Source organism: Salipaludibacillus sp. HK11 (assembly GCF_047795645.1).
Taxonomy (GTDB): Bacteria; Bacillota; Bacilli; order Bacillales; family Salisediminibacteriaceae; genus Salipaludibacillus.
Window position 1 is genome coordinate 2,344,297 of sequence record NZ_CP181045.1, and the last position, 16,350, is coordinate 2,360,646.

Annotated in this window: 16 protein-coding genes and 1 riboswitch; of the genes, 6 read left to right on the top strand and 10 right to left on the bottom strand. The window is 39.4% G+C overall.

The genetic code is table 11. The features are described from left to right. Positions 1-29: 29 nt before the first annotated feature. Entirely contained in the window at positions 30-602 is a 573-nt protein-coding gene (locus ACM26V_RS11570; protein WP_416151861.1) for a tRNA (mnm(5)s(2)U34)-methyltransferase, read from the top strand. A gap of 58 nt (positions 603-660) precedes the next feature. Here ACM26V_RS11570 and ACM26V_RS11575 read toward each other — a convergent pair whose 3' ends face one another. Beyond that, positions 661-1,725: a tetraprenyl-beta-curcumene synthase family protein gene (locus tag ACM26V_RS11575; protein WP_416151566.1), complete on the bottom strand. Its 1,065-nt coding sequence runs from the start codon at positions 1,723-1,725 to the stop codon at positions 661-663. 26 nt (positions 1,726-1,751) lie between these two features. Then, positions 1,752-2,546: an alpha/beta fold hydrolase gene (locus tag ACM26V_RS11580; protein ID WP_416151567.1), complete on the bottom strand. Its 795-nt coding sequence runs from the start codon at positions 2,544-2,546 to the stop codon at positions 1,752-1,754. 195 nt (positions 2,547-2,741) lie between these two features. Between ACM26V_RS11580 and ACM26V_RS11585 the strand changes: the two genes are divergently transcribed. Next, complete coding sequence (locus ACM26V_RS11585) at positions 2,742-3,260, top strand: gamma carbonic anhydrase family protein (protein ID WP_416151862.1); 519 nt, start codon at positions 2,742-2,744, stop codon at positions 3,258-3,260. Between the two features lie 71 nt (positions 3,261-3,331). Here ACM26V_RS11585 and metK read toward each other — a convergent pair whose 3' ends face one another. After that, entirely contained in the window at positions 3,332-4,543 is a 1,212-nt protein-coding gene (gene metK / locus ACM26V_RS11590) for a methionine adenosyltransferase (RefSeq protein ID WP_416151568.1), read from the bottom strand. Positions 4,544-4,737: 194 nt separating this feature from the next. Further along, positions 4,738-4,855, bottom strand: a riboswitch (SAM riboswitch). A 687-nt stretch (positions 4,856-5,542) separates the two neighbouring features. On the opposite strand from metK, the gene pckA reads away from it, so the two are divergent. Next, positions 5,543-7,120 (top strand): phosphoenolpyruvate carboxykinase (ATP), encoded by a 1,578-nt coding sequence (pckA, locus tag ACM26V_RS11595; RefSeq protein ID WP_416151863.1) that lies wholly within the window; start codon positions 5,543-5,545, stop codon positions 7,118-7,120. Positions 7,121-7,155: 35 nt separating this feature from the next. On the opposite strand, the gene ACM26V_RS11600 is transcribed toward pckA, so the two are convergent. Continuing rightward, positions 7,156-7,938, bottom strand: coding sequence for an alpha/beta hydrolase family protein (locus tag ACM26V_RS11600; RefSeq protein ID WP_416151569.1), 783 nt, complete (start codon positions 7,936-7,938; stop codon positions 7,156-7,158). 209 nt (positions 7,939-8,147) lie between these two features. Between ACM26V_RS11600 and ACM26V_RS11605 the strand changes: the two genes are divergently transcribed. The 3 genes from ACM26V_RS11605 to ACM26V_RS11615 are packed head-to-tail and all read left to right on the top strand — an operon-like array spanning position 8,148 to position 10,744. Further along, entirely contained in the window at positions 8,148-9,143 is a 996-nt protein-coding gene (locus ACM26V_RS11605) for an ABC transporter substrate-binding protein (protein WP_416151570.1), read from the top strand. Positions 9,144-9,183: 40 nt separating this feature from the next. Beyond that, positions 9,184-9,978, top strand: a complete 795-nt coding sequence (locus ACM26V_RS11610; RefSeq protein WP_416151571.1) for an ABC transporter ATP-binding protein — start codon at positions 9,184-9,186, stop codon at positions 9,976-9,978. Then, entirely contained in the window at positions 9,962-10,744 is a 783-nt protein-coding gene (locus ACM26V_RS11615; RefSeq protein WP_416151864.1) for an ABC transporter permease, read from the top strand. Before ACM26V_RS11610 ends, ACM26V_RS11615 begins: the two co-directional genes overlap by 17 nt. A gap of 19 nt (positions 10,745-10,763) precedes the next feature. On the opposite strand, the gene ytkD is transcribed toward ACM26V_RS11615, so the two are convergent. The 6 genes from ytkD to ACM26V_RS11645 all read right to left on the bottom strand — a co-directional run bounded on the left by ytkD (position 10,764) and on the right by ACM26V_RS11645 (position 16,296). Then, entirely contained in the window at positions 10,764-11,267 is a 504-nt protein-coding gene (gene ytkD / locus ACM26V_RS11620; RefSeq protein ID WP_416151572.1) for an RNA deprotection pyrophosphohydrolase, read from the bottom strand. Positions 11,268-11,442: 175 nt separating this feature from the next. Continuing rightward, positions 11,443-11,655: a twin-arginine translocase TatA/TatE family subunit gene (gene tatA / locus ACM26V_RS11625; protein ID WP_416151573.1), complete on the bottom strand. Its 213-nt coding sequence runs from the start codon at positions 11,653-11,655 to the stop codon at positions 11,443-11,445. A gap of 19 nt (positions 11,656-11,674) precedes the next feature. Then, complete coding sequence (locus ACM26V_RS11630; protein ID WP_416151574.1) at positions 11,675-13,591, bottom strand: molybdopterin biosynthesis protein; 1,917 nt, start codon at positions 13,589-13,591, stop codon at positions 11,675-11,677. A 40-nt stretch (positions 13,592-13,631) separates the two neighbouring features. Further along, positions 13,632-14,867 (bottom strand): gephyrin-like molybdotransferase Glp, encoded by a 1,236-nt coding sequence (gene glp / locus ACM26V_RS11635; protein ID WP_416151575.1) that lies wholly within the window; start codon positions 14,865-14,867, stop codon positions 13,632-13,634. Further along, positions 14,867-15,502, bottom strand: coding sequence for a molybdenum cofactor guanylyltransferase (mobA, locus tag ACM26V_RS11640; RefSeq protein WP_416151576.1), 636 nt, complete (start codon positions 15,500-15,502; stop codon positions 14,867-14,869). Before mobA ends, glp begins: the two co-directional genes overlap by 1 nt. Continuing rightward, positions 15,499-16,296: a formate dehydrogenase accessory protein FdhE gene (locus ACM26V_RS11645; protein ID WP_416151577.1), complete on the bottom strand. Its 798-nt coding sequence runs from the start codon at positions 16,294-16,296 to the stop codon at positions 15,499-15,501. Before ACM26V_RS11645 ends, mobA begins: the two co-directional genes overlap by 4 nt. Positions 16,297-16,350: the final 54 nt, after the last annotated feature.

Sequence of the window (16,350 nt, forward strand, 5' to 3'; positions counted from 1 at the left end):
ACTTTATCGACTAAGGAGACGACGAGATGATGAAATTAGCTGGAATTCTTCCATTTGCAAGGGACATTCTACAAAAATCTGTGACCACTAACGGAATAGCAATCGATGCAACCGCTGGTAACGGCCATGACACCGAGTTTTTAGCAAAATTGGTTGGAGACAACGGCACTGTTTATAGCTTTGATATTCAAGATCAAGCGATCAATGCTACGAGAGATCGTCTCGAAATTACGAATCTTGAAAAGCAAGTTCACCTCATTCAAGATGGCCATGAAAAATTGGAAACTTACCTTTCTCCAACTCATCATAACAACATCAATGGAGCGATTTTCAATCTCGGCTACTTACCTGGAAGTGATAAGTCAATTGTAACAACACCTTCAACAACCATTGAAGCAATTCAACAACTTTCTAAGCACTTGAAAAAGGGAGGAATCATCGTCCTTGTTGTATATCATGGTCATGAAGAAGGAAAGGTGGAAAAAGATATGCTGCTTCCATTCGTAGAGTCTCTACCACAAACGGATTTTCATGTGTTAGAATATCGATTTATTAACCAGAAAAACACCCCACCTTTCATCATTGCAATTGAAAAAAAATAAGCAGAAGAGAAGCACGTAATATATGCGCTTCTCCTCTGCTTTTTCTTCATTGTAAAAATTACGTACCACTAATTTTTCGATATAACGCTCCATTTAAATAGAAAAACAATGTTGGTGTGCCACCACCTCGGATTAGCCTCTTTGCCTTTTTCTTTATAGTTGGATCTTTTTGCACTTTATCATCAGCGAGATAAATAGCAATTAATCCATTGTTTATTAATTGATGAAACTTGAAATCTGGCAATGTTTTTAGCGAGCGATCCGCTTCGGCAAAGAAATATTCGATTCTCGATAACATTTCTTCTTCATTTTCGTAATAAAAACAAAAGTTCAAATCTCCACCAGATCGATCTTCCTCTTGATCTATAAAGTAGTCCATCAGAATATGCAACCCTTGAATCCACGGAAAATAACCCTCTTTTATTATATTTGCCTCTTCCTTCGTCATGGCAGACTTTGCTGCAGAATAGGACGTCAGACAAAATATCCCAAGCGTTGAGCCTGTACAAGCAGAAAATTCGTACCAAGACATAGGCGCGACACTATCTCGATGTTGGTCAAACCATTCAGTAAGCCTCGGAACTCGATCCTCTTTCTTTACATGCTTGTGAACTTGCAAGTCACTATACAAGTTTGCCAATGACACATTTTCTGTTTCCACAGAAGAATAACCAGGAAATTGTGAAATACAACGCTGACACGTCTCTACTAAGGCATTTAAATAACCTGCATCATCGTTTTCGCTTCTATGTCGATAATAATTTCTAAGCTGCGCCCCTAAAGTCAAAGCATCTCGCATTGATTCATGTATCGCTCGAAAATCATCAGGATCCTGTGACGTGCTTCGATCACACAAGTTATCTAAATAATCACTGATCGTTTGGTATGCAACGATAAAGCGAACGACTTCACGAAAACGATCACCTGCTAAAATAGCGTAAATCGCGCCCCCTTCACAATGAAACGTTTTTGAATCAATACTTAAAAGCGCTTGTCTTCGTAACTCTGGGTCCGGGATCAGTTCCGCTTTCATTCGCCATTCTGCCAAAAATTCATGAACCGTAGGTAAAATTCGTTTATAAACTTGATACATTAATGTCCATGATGTTGTCGGTGTTTTCACGAAAATAGTCCTCCATCAATTCATAATCATTCATTCAGATGCATCGTGACAAATCCAAGCATATGAGCCAACACATGATGCTTTTCTGGTTCATTTAGTACTTCATGATACAACCCTTGCCATTCTTTGTAATATTTATCCTGTAACTTTACATTATCAAACCACTTTTGCACGCTATTCCGATCTACAATCCTATCCACTCCTGCTTGCATGACGAGAAGTGGAACTTCAGGAAAAGAATCAACCTGTTGATGAACATACCGCATCGATTTTTCTAATTCTCTGTACCAACGAATACTGACATTTTTAATCAGTAGAGAATCTTGTTTATCTCTTAATCGCATCACTCTATCTCGTGTTCCAGATCCAGGTTCAAGACCAGATGGAAAACGGAGGCTCGGTGTCACTCGATTGAGAATATAAGAAACTGCTTTTTTATTTAGTGGTGTTTTACGAAACAATCCAAAGCAAGGAGAAGACAAAATCACCACATCTGGCAACTCACTATTATGTGCTTCCATTAACGTTCTAGTAGAGATTAATCCACCCATACTATGTCCAAGAAGAACAACGGGTAGGTGATATGTTCTAGCTTCAGTTAACCAGCCATTAACTGTATCTATGTATTCATGAAAGGTTGAAACATGGCCTCTAGGTCCTGTCGTCGTTCCTTGACCAGGGAGATCACCAATAATCACGTGATAGTTAAAATCATTTAACTTCTCTATTATCCACTTGTAACGCGCATGGTATTCTCCAGCTCCGTGAACGATCACAAATACTCCTTTTGCTACATGCTGTTCAACTTCTGATTTCCACATTGTTCTTCCCCCTCGTAATTGCTGATTTTGTTTAAAAATTTATTGACGCTAGAATTACTTGATAAACTTTCATATTTCTTTCATCTTCGCTTTCTTCTCATAATTCGTCAAGTGTAAGGAGTGGATTCCTTTCTATTATTGTAATGGCTTTGTTAAACTAAACTTATAGAAATTATGATTGGAGAGTGAGTGTCATTGAAAATTTATCCATATAAGGGCCATGTCCCTTCCATTGATCCGTTTGCATTTATCGCAGATGGCGTCGTGATAACTGGTGATGTGACAATCGAGGAAGATGCTAGCATTTGGTTTAATACTGTCATTCGCGGGGATGTAGCGCCAACAATCATTGAAAAGTCTGTGAACGTGCAAGACAATTGCACATTACATCAAAGTCCGGATTTGCCATTGATTTTAAGAGAAGGAGTAACTGTCGGACATCAATGTATTTTACATAGCTGCCTTGTTAAAAAAAATGCCTTGATAGGCATGGGCTCGACGATAATGGATGGCGCTGAAATTGGTGAAGGAGCCTTTATCGGTGCAGGTAGTCTCGTGCCACCTGGTAAAACAATTCCACCTAATAAACTTGCTTTAGGTCGCCCTGCCAAAGTCGTCCGTGATTTATCTGATGCTGACCTTGCTGATATGAAAAGAATTCGGGATAGTTATGTTGATAAAGGAAAGTACTACAAATCACTCGTTGACGAATGATCATTACTAACTGGAAAGATTATCAGAGCAAAAGAACGCGAATGGATTTCTCCACTCGCGTTCTTTGTGATTTATTCCTTGTCAATATGAAGCGCTTCTTGCTTCATTAATTCCGCTTTGTCTGTCGCTTCCCACGGAAGATCAATATCTGTTCGACCAAAGTGACCATAAGCAGCTGTTTGCTTGAATATCGGTCGTCGAAGATCTAACATTTTAATAATCCCTGCTGGACGAAGGTCAAATAGTTTACGAACCACTTGAACTAAGACGTCTTCTGATACTGTCCCAGTCTCAAATGTATCAATCGCGATCGAGACAGGTTGAGCAACACCAATCGCATACGCTAATTGAACTTCACAACGGTCTGCAAGACCTGCTGCAACAATATTTTTCGCAACATAGCGAGCGGCATATGCGGCAGAACGATCAACTTTAGTTGCATCTTTACCAGAAAAAGCACCTCCACCATGACGAGCGTACCCACCATATGTATCAACGATGATCTTTCTTCCTGTTAACCCGGCGTCACCTTGAGGACCGCCAATTACAAAGCGACCTGTTGGATTAATAAAATATTTCGTTTCATTGTCCAACAATTCCTTAGGTACAACTGGTTTAATAACTTTCTCTTTTAAATCTTCTTGAATTTGATCAAGTTCTATCTCAGCATGATGTTGAGCCGAAATCACAATCGTGTCTACACGAAGAGGCCTCTGGTTTTCATCATATTCTACTGTGACTTGAACTTTACCGTCTGGACGAAGGTAAGAAATGGTTTCATCTTTACGTACTTCACTTAAACGCCGAGCGAGTTTATGTGATAATGAAATTGGCAAAGGCATAAGCTCGGGAGTTTGATTATCAGCATAACCGAACATAAGACCTTGGTCCCCTGCTCCAATCGCTTCTATTTCTTCATCTGACATGTTGCCTTCTCTAGCTTCTAACGCTTGATCTACTCCTTGTGCAATGTCGGCAGATTGCTCGTCAATCGACGTTAATACGGCACATGTTTCATAATCAAAACCGTATTTTGCACGCGTGTAACCAATTCCTTTGATTGTTTCTCGTACTATTTTTGGAATATCTACATATGTAGAAGTTGATATTTCACCAGCGACTAGCACCAAACCTGTGTTTACAGATGTTTCGCACGCCACTCGAGCATTTGGATCGCTTTTCATTATTTCATCTAAAATTGCATCCGAAATTTGATCACAAATCTTATCTGGGTGTCCCTCTGTTACTGATTCTGATGTAAATAATCTCGTTTTTCCTGCCACAATTACGACCTCCCCGGTATTTTACCCCTTTAATGTGTATATAAGATGAGCTTCATAATCGACGGTACTCGTTATCCAAGCAGAATGGTCTTAATCAACAACCGATCAAGATTTAAATAGACTCTTATTTTTCCATATAAACTAAAAAACCTCTCCCCAGTTGAGGAAAAGGTTACGATCCATTCGCCTTTCACCTCTTATCGATCAAGACACACAAATATGTCTTGCAGGTTAGCACCGTTCACCTTTTTGGAAGTGGTGATGGTTGCTGGGCTTCGTCGGGCCTGTCCCTCCGCCTACTCGGGATAAGAGTATCCGTTCGCCAAAAGAATACATGATTTTTCGCTTCATGTCAAGAAATCTATTTGAGATATATTGAATATATTTCATTGCTCACATTTTCACAAATATGACGATCTGTTGACGGTTTTCAAAATCTATATCTTCGTTTCATAAAATATATTAAAATAAAGTTATACGTAATTCATCTACCTTTAATGATTCCACTTCCATCATCACAGTCATCCTCTAGCCAATTGACATGGTACAACTAAACTGCGAACATCTAATCGCGAAGTTGCTCTCGTCCATACGTCATTCCAAGTCTGTCATCCCACAAATTCCACAAAACACCTATTAACGAATTATATCGGATATTTTTACACTACATTTCTTCTTGCACAAGATTATTAAAACGCTTTCAATACACTTATATTATTTGGTTATAACACCTCGGTCACCGAATCAGGTACCATAGACTACACAAAAATTTCAGAAATGTTAATACTACTTTCTTTTCGCTAAGTACGCTATTCCTTTAGATTAAACCACCATTATAACTAATTTAGTAGCCCAGAATTCGGTGAATCCATTTTATTAAAATCATCGTTCATCTTTGTAGTTTTGTTCATTCAACTGTCGTTTATCCGTATGGTGAGTGTATTCATCACTTTAGGAAATATAAATGAATGAAAAAAAGAAAGGGTGAAGAACATGAGTATGGTTCATTTCGAAGCTGCGTTGGGTCGTGTATTGCAGGGCGAAAACATCCACAAAGATTTATCTGTTCCACATTTAATTGAAAAAGCCTTAGAGCGTAGGGAAGGTGTATTAACATCTACTGGTGCTTTTCGCGCAACAACTGGCAAGTATACAGGTCGGTCGCCAAAGGATAAATTTATTGTGGAAGAGATCTCAACAAAGGATAATATTTGTTGGGGAAAAGTAAACATCCCCATCTCTGCCGAGGCTTTTGAACACTTGTATGAGAAAGTGTTACATTATTTAGCTAATAGGGAAGAATTGTTTGTTCGACATGGCTTTGCTGGTGCCGACAAAAAATATCAACTCCCTATCCGTATTGTTAACGAGTTTGCCTGGCATAATTTATTTGTTCGTCAACTTTTCATTCGACCTGAAGAAGAAGAATTAAAGAGCCTGTTACCTGAATTTACAATTGTATCGGCACCAGGATTCAAAGCTGATTCAACAATTGATGGTACAAATTCAGAAGCATTTGTAATCGTTTCAATGGAAAAAAGGATTGTACTAATTGGGGGAACTGAATATGCAGGTGAAATGAAAAAATCTATTTTTTCAATAATGAATTACCTTCTCCCTGAACAAGATATATTAACGATGCATTGTTCTTCAAATGTTGGTAAAAAAGGGGATGTAGCACTTTTCTTCGGACTATCAGGAACAGGAAAAACAACGCTTTCCGCAGATCCAAACCGTTCACTACTTGGAGATGATGAACATGCTTGGTCTTCAAATGGTGTCTTTAATATTGAAGGTGGTTGCTATGCAAAATGTATTAAGCTAACCGAAGAAAGCGAGCCTGAAATTTATAGAGCGATTCGATTCGGGTCGGTATTAGAAAATGTCGTCATCAATGAATTAACACGGGAACCTATTTACGATGCATCGGATTATACGGAAAATACGAGGGTGGCTTATCCACTCAGTGCCATTCCATCTTCACTAGAGCCAAGTATTGCAGGTCACCCAAACGCAGTAATATTTTTGACGGCAGACGCTTTCGGTGTTTTACCTCCCATCAGTAAACTAACACCGGAGCAAGCGATGTACCATTTCCTTTCCGGTTACACGAGTAAATTAGCTGGAACAGAACGTGGTGTCACTTCACCACAAGCTACATTCTCATCCTGTTTTGGTGAACCATTTCTTCCGTTGCCTGGTGCTAGGTATGCTGAAATGCTGAGGGACAAAATGATAGAACATAACACCGATGTTTACCTCGTTAATACTGGGTGGACAGGAGGACCTTATGGTGTTGGAGAACGTATGAGTTTACGATATACTCGCGCATTGATCCACGCAGCATTAGAAGGTGAATTAGATACAGTGGAAACGACGCAAGATCCGATATTTGGTCTACACATTCCAGTTAATTGTCCTGGTGTTCCTGATAAAGTGTTGCAACCTAAAGAAACTTGGGCTGATAAAGAAGACTATGACAGGAAGGCAATTGAGCTTGCTCATAAATTCAAAGATAACTTTAAGAATTTTAGAAAAATACCACAAAATATTGCTAAAGGTGGTACAATCATATAAAGAATCGATCCCCAGGCATAATAATGCCTGGGGATTTATGTTTCAGTCTGTTGGTGCATCCATTGGCAAGCACTCTTCGTGTAAGATAGCTGCTCCCTCACCGACAAAAGGTGTCCTTTATTTTTAATAATCCATTGTTCAGCATGATTATTGTATTCTCTTAAATTGTCGTGCAGTTGATGGGCGTGAGCCACACTGACATGCTCATCTTTTTCACCATGAATAATTAATACGGGGCAAGTTATCTTGTTAGCTAATGTGATGGATGACCTTGCTTTATACGTTTCGCCAGCTTGTTTCGGATCCCCGGAAAAACAGCGGCGTAGCATTTTTCTGAGGTCAGGTCGCTCTTCGTACATTAATAGACAATTCGACACTCCTCCCCATGAAACCATTGAAGCGGGATTATAGGAAGCTGCGACTAATCCGGCCATAATTCCACCTCGTGAAAAGCCAACAACATGTACGCGATCTTTGTTGACTCTTGGATGTGAGCTGATTAGTTCAAAAGCAGTAAATGCATCTTCTCGATCTTCCCCACCAAAATCCTCTACTCCTTCGCCACCTTCGTTCCCTCTGTAAAATGGTGCGAAAACAACAAATCCTTCAGCGGCATATTGAATAATTCTTGCAATTCTAACCATGCCAACCCTTTTGATTCCACCTCTTAAATAAACGATCGCATCATAATTTCCTGTTTGTTTCGGTTCTATTAAGTAGCCTTTCACTTTAAATTCGCCGGACCAATACGTCACTATGTATAAAGAAAACCTTGACGAAGGTGAAATGATAGGTTCAGACGAAATCAGATGTTTCATGACATTCCCTCCTGGTTGAATGAACACAGTAGTCTATGCGGAAAAATATTTATCTTTATAGCTTATCATAATTGGATCTGATTTTAGAGAAAAGCTAACTAGTGTTGCTAACCTATTTCGCATGCTCTTCACCAAGGCACCTGCACACTTTTCTTCATAGTTACATATTTTATTTATGCAAATACTTATTCAATGAAGGAGGAGCAATAATGTGTCGATGGAAAAAGTTATTTCTAGTGATTTGTTTCCCAGCGATTTTGTTGATGGCATGTAATCAGGAGAAAGACTTAACAGAGGTGGAACTTGCAGAAGTGACGAGGTCTATCTTTTATGCTCCACAATATGTTGCTCTGTCCGAAGGTTTTTTCGAAGATGAGGGATTAGATGTTGAATTGACGACCACATGGGGTGGAGACACAACAATGACGGCTCTTCTTTCAGATGGTGCTGACATTGCTCTCGTTGGAGCAGAGACGTCAATGTATGTCTATGCACAAGAGGCAAACGATCCACCTATAAATTTTGCACAACTAACAAAAACAGACGGAACTTTCCTCGTATCCCGTGAGCCTGTTGAAAACTTTGAGTGGGAAGATCTGAAAGGCACAAGCTTTCTTGGGCAACGCCAGGGTGGTATGCCGCAAATGGTTGGTGAACACGTTTTGAGGTTGAATGGAATTGACCCACATGAAGATTTAGGTGAATTAATTCAAAACATTGACTTTGGAAATATTCCATCCGCTTTTGCATCGGGAACTGGAGATTATGTTCAACTATTTGAACCACAGGCGACGTTATTTGAAGAAGAGGGAATTGGCCACATTGTTGATTCTTTTGGCACCCAGTCCGGTGAAATTCCATACACTGTTTATATGGCGAAGCAAAGTTTCATTGATGAGGACGTTGAAACAATCGAAAACTTTACTCGTGCTATATACCGAGCTCAGCAATGGATCGAAGAGGAAGACGCAACTACCGTGGCAGAAGCAATTGAGCCATTTTTCGACGATACAACGCTAGACGTAATAGAACAAGTCTTTATTCGTTACAGAGATCAAGGTTCCTATGCAACCTCCCCTCTATTGAGTGAAGATGGTTGGTACCTTCTCCAAGAGATTATGGATGAATCGGGAGAACTTCCGATGGATATCGATTATGACGAATTAGTCAATCGAGAGGTGGCTGACAAAATAACAGAAGAGTAATAGAACGATAGTCAAATGTATGAAAGGAAGGGGGAGTGACATGGCCTTTCTTGAGCTAAAGCAATTAGAAAAAACATTTTTTAGTTATGATTCATGGACGACCGCAGTAGAAGAGATTAATTTATCGATTGAAGAAGGGGAGTTTGTTTCGATTATTGGGCCGAGTGGTTGTGGTAAAAGCACTCTCCTTTCTCTTATTTCCGGACTTCTACACCCTTCAGTAGGAGAGATTTTATTAGATGGCGTCAGCATTAAAAATCCTACACCAGAAACAGGCTATATGCTGCAACAAGACTACTTATTTCCTTGGCTTTCTATCAAAGATAATATTACTTTGGGATTAACGACAATGGGCAAGACAGAGGATAAAGACATGGAACTTGCTTATCAGCTGCTTGACACGCTTGGATTGTCTGATAAAGAGGAACATTTCCCATCACAATTATCTGGTGGGATGAGGCAACGTGTTGCTTTAGTTAGAATGCTATCAACAGATCCGAAACTACTACTATTAGATGAACCATTTTCTGCACTAGATTATCAAACAAAATTAAAACTCGAAGACCTCGTTTTTTCAACAATAAAGGAACATAACAAAACAGCGATACTTGTCACACACGACATAGGTGAAGCAATTGCGATGACTGACCGGATCATTCTTCTTAGTGAACGTCCTGGGCGCATTAAAGAACAATTTATCGTTCCTGCTAACCTGCAAACAATGTTACCTTTTGACGTCCGTGCCAATCATGAATTCAATCCATTGTTCCAAACGATATGGAAGGAGATGGAGTCTCATGAAGATGGATCGCAAGGAGATGCAACTACAATTTAAACGCCAAACGCAACAACGAACACAATTCGTGATATTCTCGCAAATCAGCATTCTTATTGTTTTTTTTGCAGGGTGGGAATTTGCTGCCGCGACACGTTGGATTGATCCATTATTATTTAGTTCCCCCTCTCGCATTTGGGAATTATTTGTCGTTCGAATTCTTGATGGTAGCCTTGTTATGCATACATCCGTCACATTATTTGAAACGATTCTAGGATTTTTATTAGGTACTTTTTTTGGAACGTTACTCGCCGCAATTTTATGGTGGTCACCTTTTCTTTCAAGAGTACTCGACCCTTATTTAGTTATCTTAAACTCGATGCCAAAAGTAGCTCTCGGTCCTATCCTGATCGTTGGACTTGGACCAGGTTTCACCTCGATTATTGCGATGGGAGTGATGATTTCACTCGTGATTACAACGATGGTCATGTATCATGCGTTTAAAGAGGTAGACAATAATTATTTAAAAGTCATTGAAAGCTTCGGGGCGTCAAAGAAACAAACATTTTTCAGAGTCGTTTTTCCCGCCTCGTACCCGACTTTGATATCGACCTTGAAAGTAAACGTTGGTCTTGCATGGGTCGGTGTCATTGTTGGAGAATTTCTCGTTTCGAAGCAAGGTTTGGGGTACCTGATTATTTATGGTTTTCAAGTATTCAACTTTACGCTCGTAATGCTTGCTCTCGTCGTCATTGCGATCCTTGCAACTGTGATGTATCATGTCGTTGAATTATTAGAAAAAAAACTCATTCGTCATCATACATGACGGAATGAGTTCTTTTCGTTTATCTTTCTATTGGTTCATTATTAAAGAAATATTTCTGATAAATTTCTTCCATACTTAACAAAAGAACATCATCTTTCATAATAAAACTATATTGATGGTTTCTCCTGATGTCATCGGGAAGGTTTTTCATCAGTTTTGGACCTTTCGTTTCGAAATAATTTTTCTTTGTAATTAACTCTCCAATTACTGCGAAGTAAACATTTTTTATAACCGTTTCACTTTTTCCTAGAACTTTATATTGTCCGATATACGAGAGACTTTTGACAATACCACCTGTCTCCTCAAATACCTCTCGTTTCGCCGCAATTTCAGCAGTCTCACCCGCTTCTACTTTTCCTCCGGGAAACTCAATCCCCCTTGAAGGATGCAACGTTAAAAGCCAGCTTCCTTTATACCAAGCAACAATCCACACGTGTTTAGGTTCTTTAGAATATGGATGATCTTCCATGGAGAAGCTTACCTCATTATGATAGTAGTCCTGAAATGAATGTTCGTTTATCATTTCCATATTACCTCCAAACGGAAAGGACATCGTCATCGAATGTCTTGCATTAACGTTAGTTTAATAAAAGATAAACCGTTTGTCTAATTTCTTATAATTATGTCAAAGGCATGTAGGTTACTATTTTAAATAAAAAAACCAACGTTTCTATCATACAACGTTGGTTTTCTTTCATTTATTTTACATCGTCTGAGAATTTTTTTGCTTCTTTTTTTGCATCATCAATCGGTTCCGTTATTCCATCAGTATATTCTTTCGTAGATTTTCTAAACTCTCGTAATGTTTCCCCTGCTGCTCGACCAATTTCTGGTAGCTTTTTCGGACCAAAAATAACTAACGCTAATACAAGAATTAATACCAATCCTGGAATACCAATATTGGATAACATCGACAACTCCACCTTTCGTTTAAATGTAAATAGGTTCAACGGTTTCATCCATATGATAACCACCGAGTTCTTCTACAGACGCTTTAAGTTGTTTGCTTCTTAATGTTTCTAATAATCTTTGTCCTTGCTCTCCAAGAAAGAATGATTTCGACATTAGCAAATCATAAGATTCCTCTTCCACCGGAACAAAATCTAATGCCATCGCTTTCGCTGCAGAATAAATTCCCATACCTACTGCATTTTTGTCCATTTTCACTTCTGCTGCAACACTCAAATGAGTAAACATCTCTCGTTCATATCCAGAAATATCACTAGGATCGATCTGTTTACTTTTCAAGAGATGATCAAATAAAATTCGCGTTCCAGCTCCTCTTTGCCTGTTTACAAACTGCGCATTTTTTTCGATAATATCCTCTATTTTTGTTATTGCTAATGGATTTCCTGCTGGGACAATCAACCCTTGCTGCCTTTTTAAAAAAGGTAATAGAACCAATTCCATCGCTGGTAAAAACCTTTCGATATATGGAAGATTGTATGTGCCTGTTTCTGGATCAAACAAGTGAACTCCTGCCACATGAGCTTCTTCTCGTTTAATCGCCATCAATCCTGCCATACTACCAGTATGACTTGCAGTCACTCTTGACCTTAAATCTTTTCTTCTCATCTCTGAAGAAAGAATATCAATTGATAAATCATGACTACCTGAAAACAAAATCGAAGCTTTAATTTCAGATTGTGGTCTCATCAATTCTGCCACAACTTGCTCGCCTTGTTCAACCCCTAAATGATCAGATGGAATTGTAATCACTCCATCTGCCTTAACTAGTGACATCGTCACGCTCGCTGAACGTGTTAAAGGGTTAGCCACGTACTTACCATTCACATACCCAATATGAACACGAATAAAGTCTTCTGATCCCATACTAGAAACCATTCTTCTACCAGCATGAACGGTCAGTGTGTTGTTTTCAGGAGGTAACGTATTTAAAAAGTAATGAATGATTGGTTTCACAAACCATTCCATTACGAAATAAGCTGATACCGGATAACCTGGTACACCAATGACAATTGTACCATTAATCTTGCCAATAATCACAGGTTTACCTGGACGTGTAGCAATTCCGTGTGTAATAACCTCTCCAAGCTCTCGAATGATGTGTGCTGTATAGTCTTTTGATCCTGCTGAGGAACCGGCATTAATAATTACCAAATCTGCTTCAGATGTTCCTTGAAGTAACGCCTCACGAATTTTTTCCAAATCGTCCTTCACGACCGGTTGTAGGTCAGGAAGTCCTCCCCATTCTTTCACCAGCTCGGAGAAAATTGTCCCATTAAACTCAATTAACTTTCCTGGCTGCGGAATATCATTCGAGGAAATTAACTCACTACCAGATGGATAAATCTGCACTTTTGGTTTACGTTTAACATTAACTTCTAATACTCTAGCTGCTAAAAGCGCCCCCGCATCTATCGGGCGAATTTTTTGTGCTTGAGCTAGAAGCATTTCACCATAAGTAATATCTTCGCCAATCGGACGAATTCGTTGCCAAGGAACAGCGGGGGTGATAATTTCCAATACTCCCGTTTCCACTTCATTGACATCCTCAATCATAATCACTGCATCAAACGCATATGGAATAAAGTTTCCAGTATCCACATATACGAAGTCTTTATTCTCCGATAAATGAAGCGGATTGCTTTCGTGCGCTTCAACCGTATCACGAGCTCTTACAGCAATACCATCCATCGCTGACGCGTGAAAATGAGGGTTTGATGCGTTTGCATAAATTGGTTCAGCAGTTATTCTACCAACTGCTTCTTGAGTAGGAATTGTTTCGACAGTTTCTTTAAAATCTAATAGCTGAAAACATTGATCTAATGCATCTTGTCTTGGTGTGTCTTCAAGATATATTGTTCGCTCACGCTTTGATTTCATTAAATATCCTCCCTCATTGGAAAATCACAATTCGATTGTTTTATAAAAAATAATGGACAGTGACGGTCTCACCTTTTTTGACACCTTCTTTTTTCTCTTCGATTTCTAAAAGGCCATCACTTTTTACCAAGGTATGAATCAATCCAGATTTTCCAAACACAGGGGTCGCTTTCGGTAAGGGATCTGCTTCTTCTAGCGTAACACGAACATAATCTGTCCGCCCAGGAGAGGAAGGAATATTCTGTGACACAACTGCCCTTGTTGTAATTTGCTTCAGCCCTTCACTGCCAAGTAAGCGAGTCACAATTCGTTTGCCAAAAAGCTGAAAGATAATCATCGCTGATGCAGGGTGACCAGGTAAACCAATGACCGGCTTTCCCGATGAGACAGACATTATCGTAGGTTTACCTGGTTTAACAGATACTCCATGAACAACCACACCTGGGTCGCTATTTCCCAGTGATTCAATAACATCGGTTGTGTAATCTTTTTCTCCTACGGAACTCCCTCCTGAAATAAATAAAGCGTCACACTCTTCAAATAACGTAGCTGCCTTTTGCTGAAAATCATTAAACTCGTCTTTTGCTATTTCGCTAACGTTAACTTCTACCCCCCACTGTTTTGCTAATGCTGGAATTGTCACACCATTGGCGTCACGTATTTTCCCTGGAGACAAATGCTTCGAATCGTATGGAACGATTTCATCTCCTGATGATAAATACCCAATAACTATTTTTTTGGCGACCTTCACTCGATCAATCCCCAACGATGCCAAGGCCCCCATTTCTTGAGGACGCAGCGTTTTTCCTTTTTTTAGTAAAACTTCCCCGATTTTCGCATCTTCCCCTTGCGAAATGATATTTTCGTTCTTCGCGACTGATCTCGCTACATTCAATAAATCTTGCACTTGCTCGCAATCTTCAATCATGACAACTGCATCACTGCCTGTCGGTATCATCCCTCCAGTTGGAACATAAACGGCTTGTCCTGATTGCAAAATAACCGATGCTACTTTCCCCATCTCAACTTCACCAACAACATCTAAAAACCCGGGCATCGTCTCACTCGCACCATAAGTGTCTTTCGAGATAACGGCATACCCATCAACAGTTGAGCGTGCAAATGAAGGCACATCTTCATTTGCCACAATGTCTTCTACTAGCACCCTCCCAAGACCTTCCGTTAATAAGATCTCTTCACTTCTCGATAAAGGTGGAACATTCTTTTCAATCAAATTCATCACCGTTGCCACCGATTGAACTCGGAAAAAATCCATTATTTTTCCTCCTTATCCCCTTGCAGATTATGAATCTGTGAAATAGCCCATTCGTAATCCTCAGGCCGATTCATATTAAAAAAAGCCAACTCGATTTCATCGATAGTCATTCCTGCATGAAGAAATTCTTCAACTGAAACCGCTTCCACTTTCAGATTTGATAGAACTACCGTCATTTTTCTTTCACCTTCATCTAAACATTCTTTCACCGTGGCAAGGGCACTTTGATGATAAAGAGCGAACAACGGATGCTGTCGACCATGTATAATTGGAACAACCGCTTGAGCATTAGGGTGCAATTTTGCCTTTTCCACTAATACCTCTACGACTTTGGCGTTAAAAAACGGGAGATCACATGCGACCACCAGTTTCCAAGCTGAGTTGCCATTCTTTAAACCCGCTTCTATTCCAGCTAGTGGACCTTGATTTTTCTGTTTATCTTCGACGATCGGCAATTGAAGAAATTCATACGATTTCGGATCATTGCTGACAAGGTATAACTCTTCGGTAACACGTCCAACTTTCTCCTTAAGCCTCGTGATATTTTTTTGTCCATCAATTAATAGCAGTGCTTTATTTCTTCCCATTCGACTTGATTTACCGCCAGCAAGTAAAATTCCTGTTAGTCGTATCATGTCGCTTCTCCACCGTAGCCTTCTTCTTGAGCTACAAAGTCAAGATGTATTGATTCCAAATCTAGCAATGCTGCGGTTTTTCTCTCAAGCATTTTTGATGTATCGATAACTTTCAAATAATTTGTACACGTTTGACATGCTTCAATTTTAGCAACCTCATCTTCTTTAATTTTAATATAAAACAAGTGACCTTCACGATCGTCACCACAGTGAACACAGGCTACCTTTTTTTGCTTCCACTCCGTTTCGCACCTTGGACATGATAATACCTTTTTTTCGTCATTTCCCGTTTTCGCCAATCGATGTGGTTCTCCACAACAAGGACACGTTCCCATTACATCAAAGTCATTGATCATCCAACGACACTTAGAAGCTAGTAATTGCATAAATGGCCTCAGCGCTTGTTCTGCGAGGAAGTGAGGCAACCAATCAGAAATACGATTTCTTTCTGAAAATGTTTGGAAATACACCGTATTAAACGTGACAGACTCCTTGATCCATTTCACGATGTCTTCATCCGTTAAGATAGAAGTTAGCTTTGACAATTCCTCTTCTAATCCCGGCTGATATTCAGAAATTACGCTTACAATTCCGTGAATTGATTCTCTATATAGCTCTCCCGAAACAGGTGAAAATGTCAATTGAGGTAATACTGGAAAATCAACATCTAAATCTTCTTTCTTTATATCGAAGTCCATTTTTTCACTAAATTGTTCTCGTAATTCATCTTGTTTACGAATGATCGACTTTTGTAAATTCAAGTAGTCTTCAGAAACAACGTTCGGATTCATCATTCATCCCTCCATAGATAACGCCTCTGTCATCATTATATCGTTCAAAAGGAAAAC

Bases quoted from the DNA above. Each gene is read 5' to 3' on its own strand.
- ACM26V_RS11600 (WP_416151569.1), bottom strand. From the start codon at position 7,938: ATGAAACATCTGATTTCGTCTGAACCTATCATTTCACCTTCGTCAAGG.
- tatA (WP_416151573.1), bottom strand. From the start codon at position 11,655: ATGTTATCCAATATTGGTATTCCAGGATTGGTATTAATTCTTGTATTA.
- ACM26V_RS11615 (WP_416151864.1), top strand. From the start codon at position 9,962: ATGCAACTACAATTTAAACGCCAAACGCAACAACGAACACAATTCGTG.
- ytkD (WP_416151572.1), bottom strand. From the start codon at position 11,267: ATGATAAACGAACATTCATTTCAGGACTACTATCATAATGAGGTAAGC.
- ACM26V_RS11570 (WP_416151861.1), top strand. From the start codon at position 30: ATGAAATTAGCTGGAATTCTTCCATTTGCAAGGGACATTCTACAAAAA.
- ACM26V_RS11645 (WP_416151577.1), bottom strand. From the start codon at position 16,296: ATGATGAATCCGAACGTTGTTTCTGAAGACTACTTGAATTTACAAAAG.
- glp (WP_416151575.1), bottom strand. From the start codon at position 14,867: ATGGATTTTTTCCGAGTTCAATCGGTGGCAACGGTGATGAATTTGATT.
- ACM26V_RS11610 (WP_416151571.1), top strand. From the start codon at position 9,184: ATGGCCTTTCTTGAGCTAAAGCAATTAGAAAAAACATTTTTTAGTTAT.
- pckA (WP_416151863.1), top strand. From the start codon at position 5,543: ATGGTTCATTTCGAAGCTGCGTTGGGTCGTGTATTGCAGGGCGAAAAC.
- ACM26V_RS11580 (WP_416151567.1), bottom strand. From the start codon at position 2,546: ATGTGGAAATCAGAAGTTGAACAGCATGTAGCAAAAGGAGTATTTGTG.
- ACM26V_RS11630 (WP_416151574.1), bottom strand. From the start codon at position 13,591: ATGAAATCAAAGCGTGAGCGAACAATATATCTTGAAGACACACCAAGA.
- ACM26V_RS11605 (WP_416151570.1), top strand. From the start codon at position 8,148: ATGTGTCGATGGAAAAAGTTATTTCTAGTGATTTGTTTCCCAGCGATT.
- mobA (WP_416151576.1), bottom strand. From the start codon at position 15,502: ATGATACGACTAACAGGAATTTTACTTGCTGGCGGTAAATCAAGTCGA.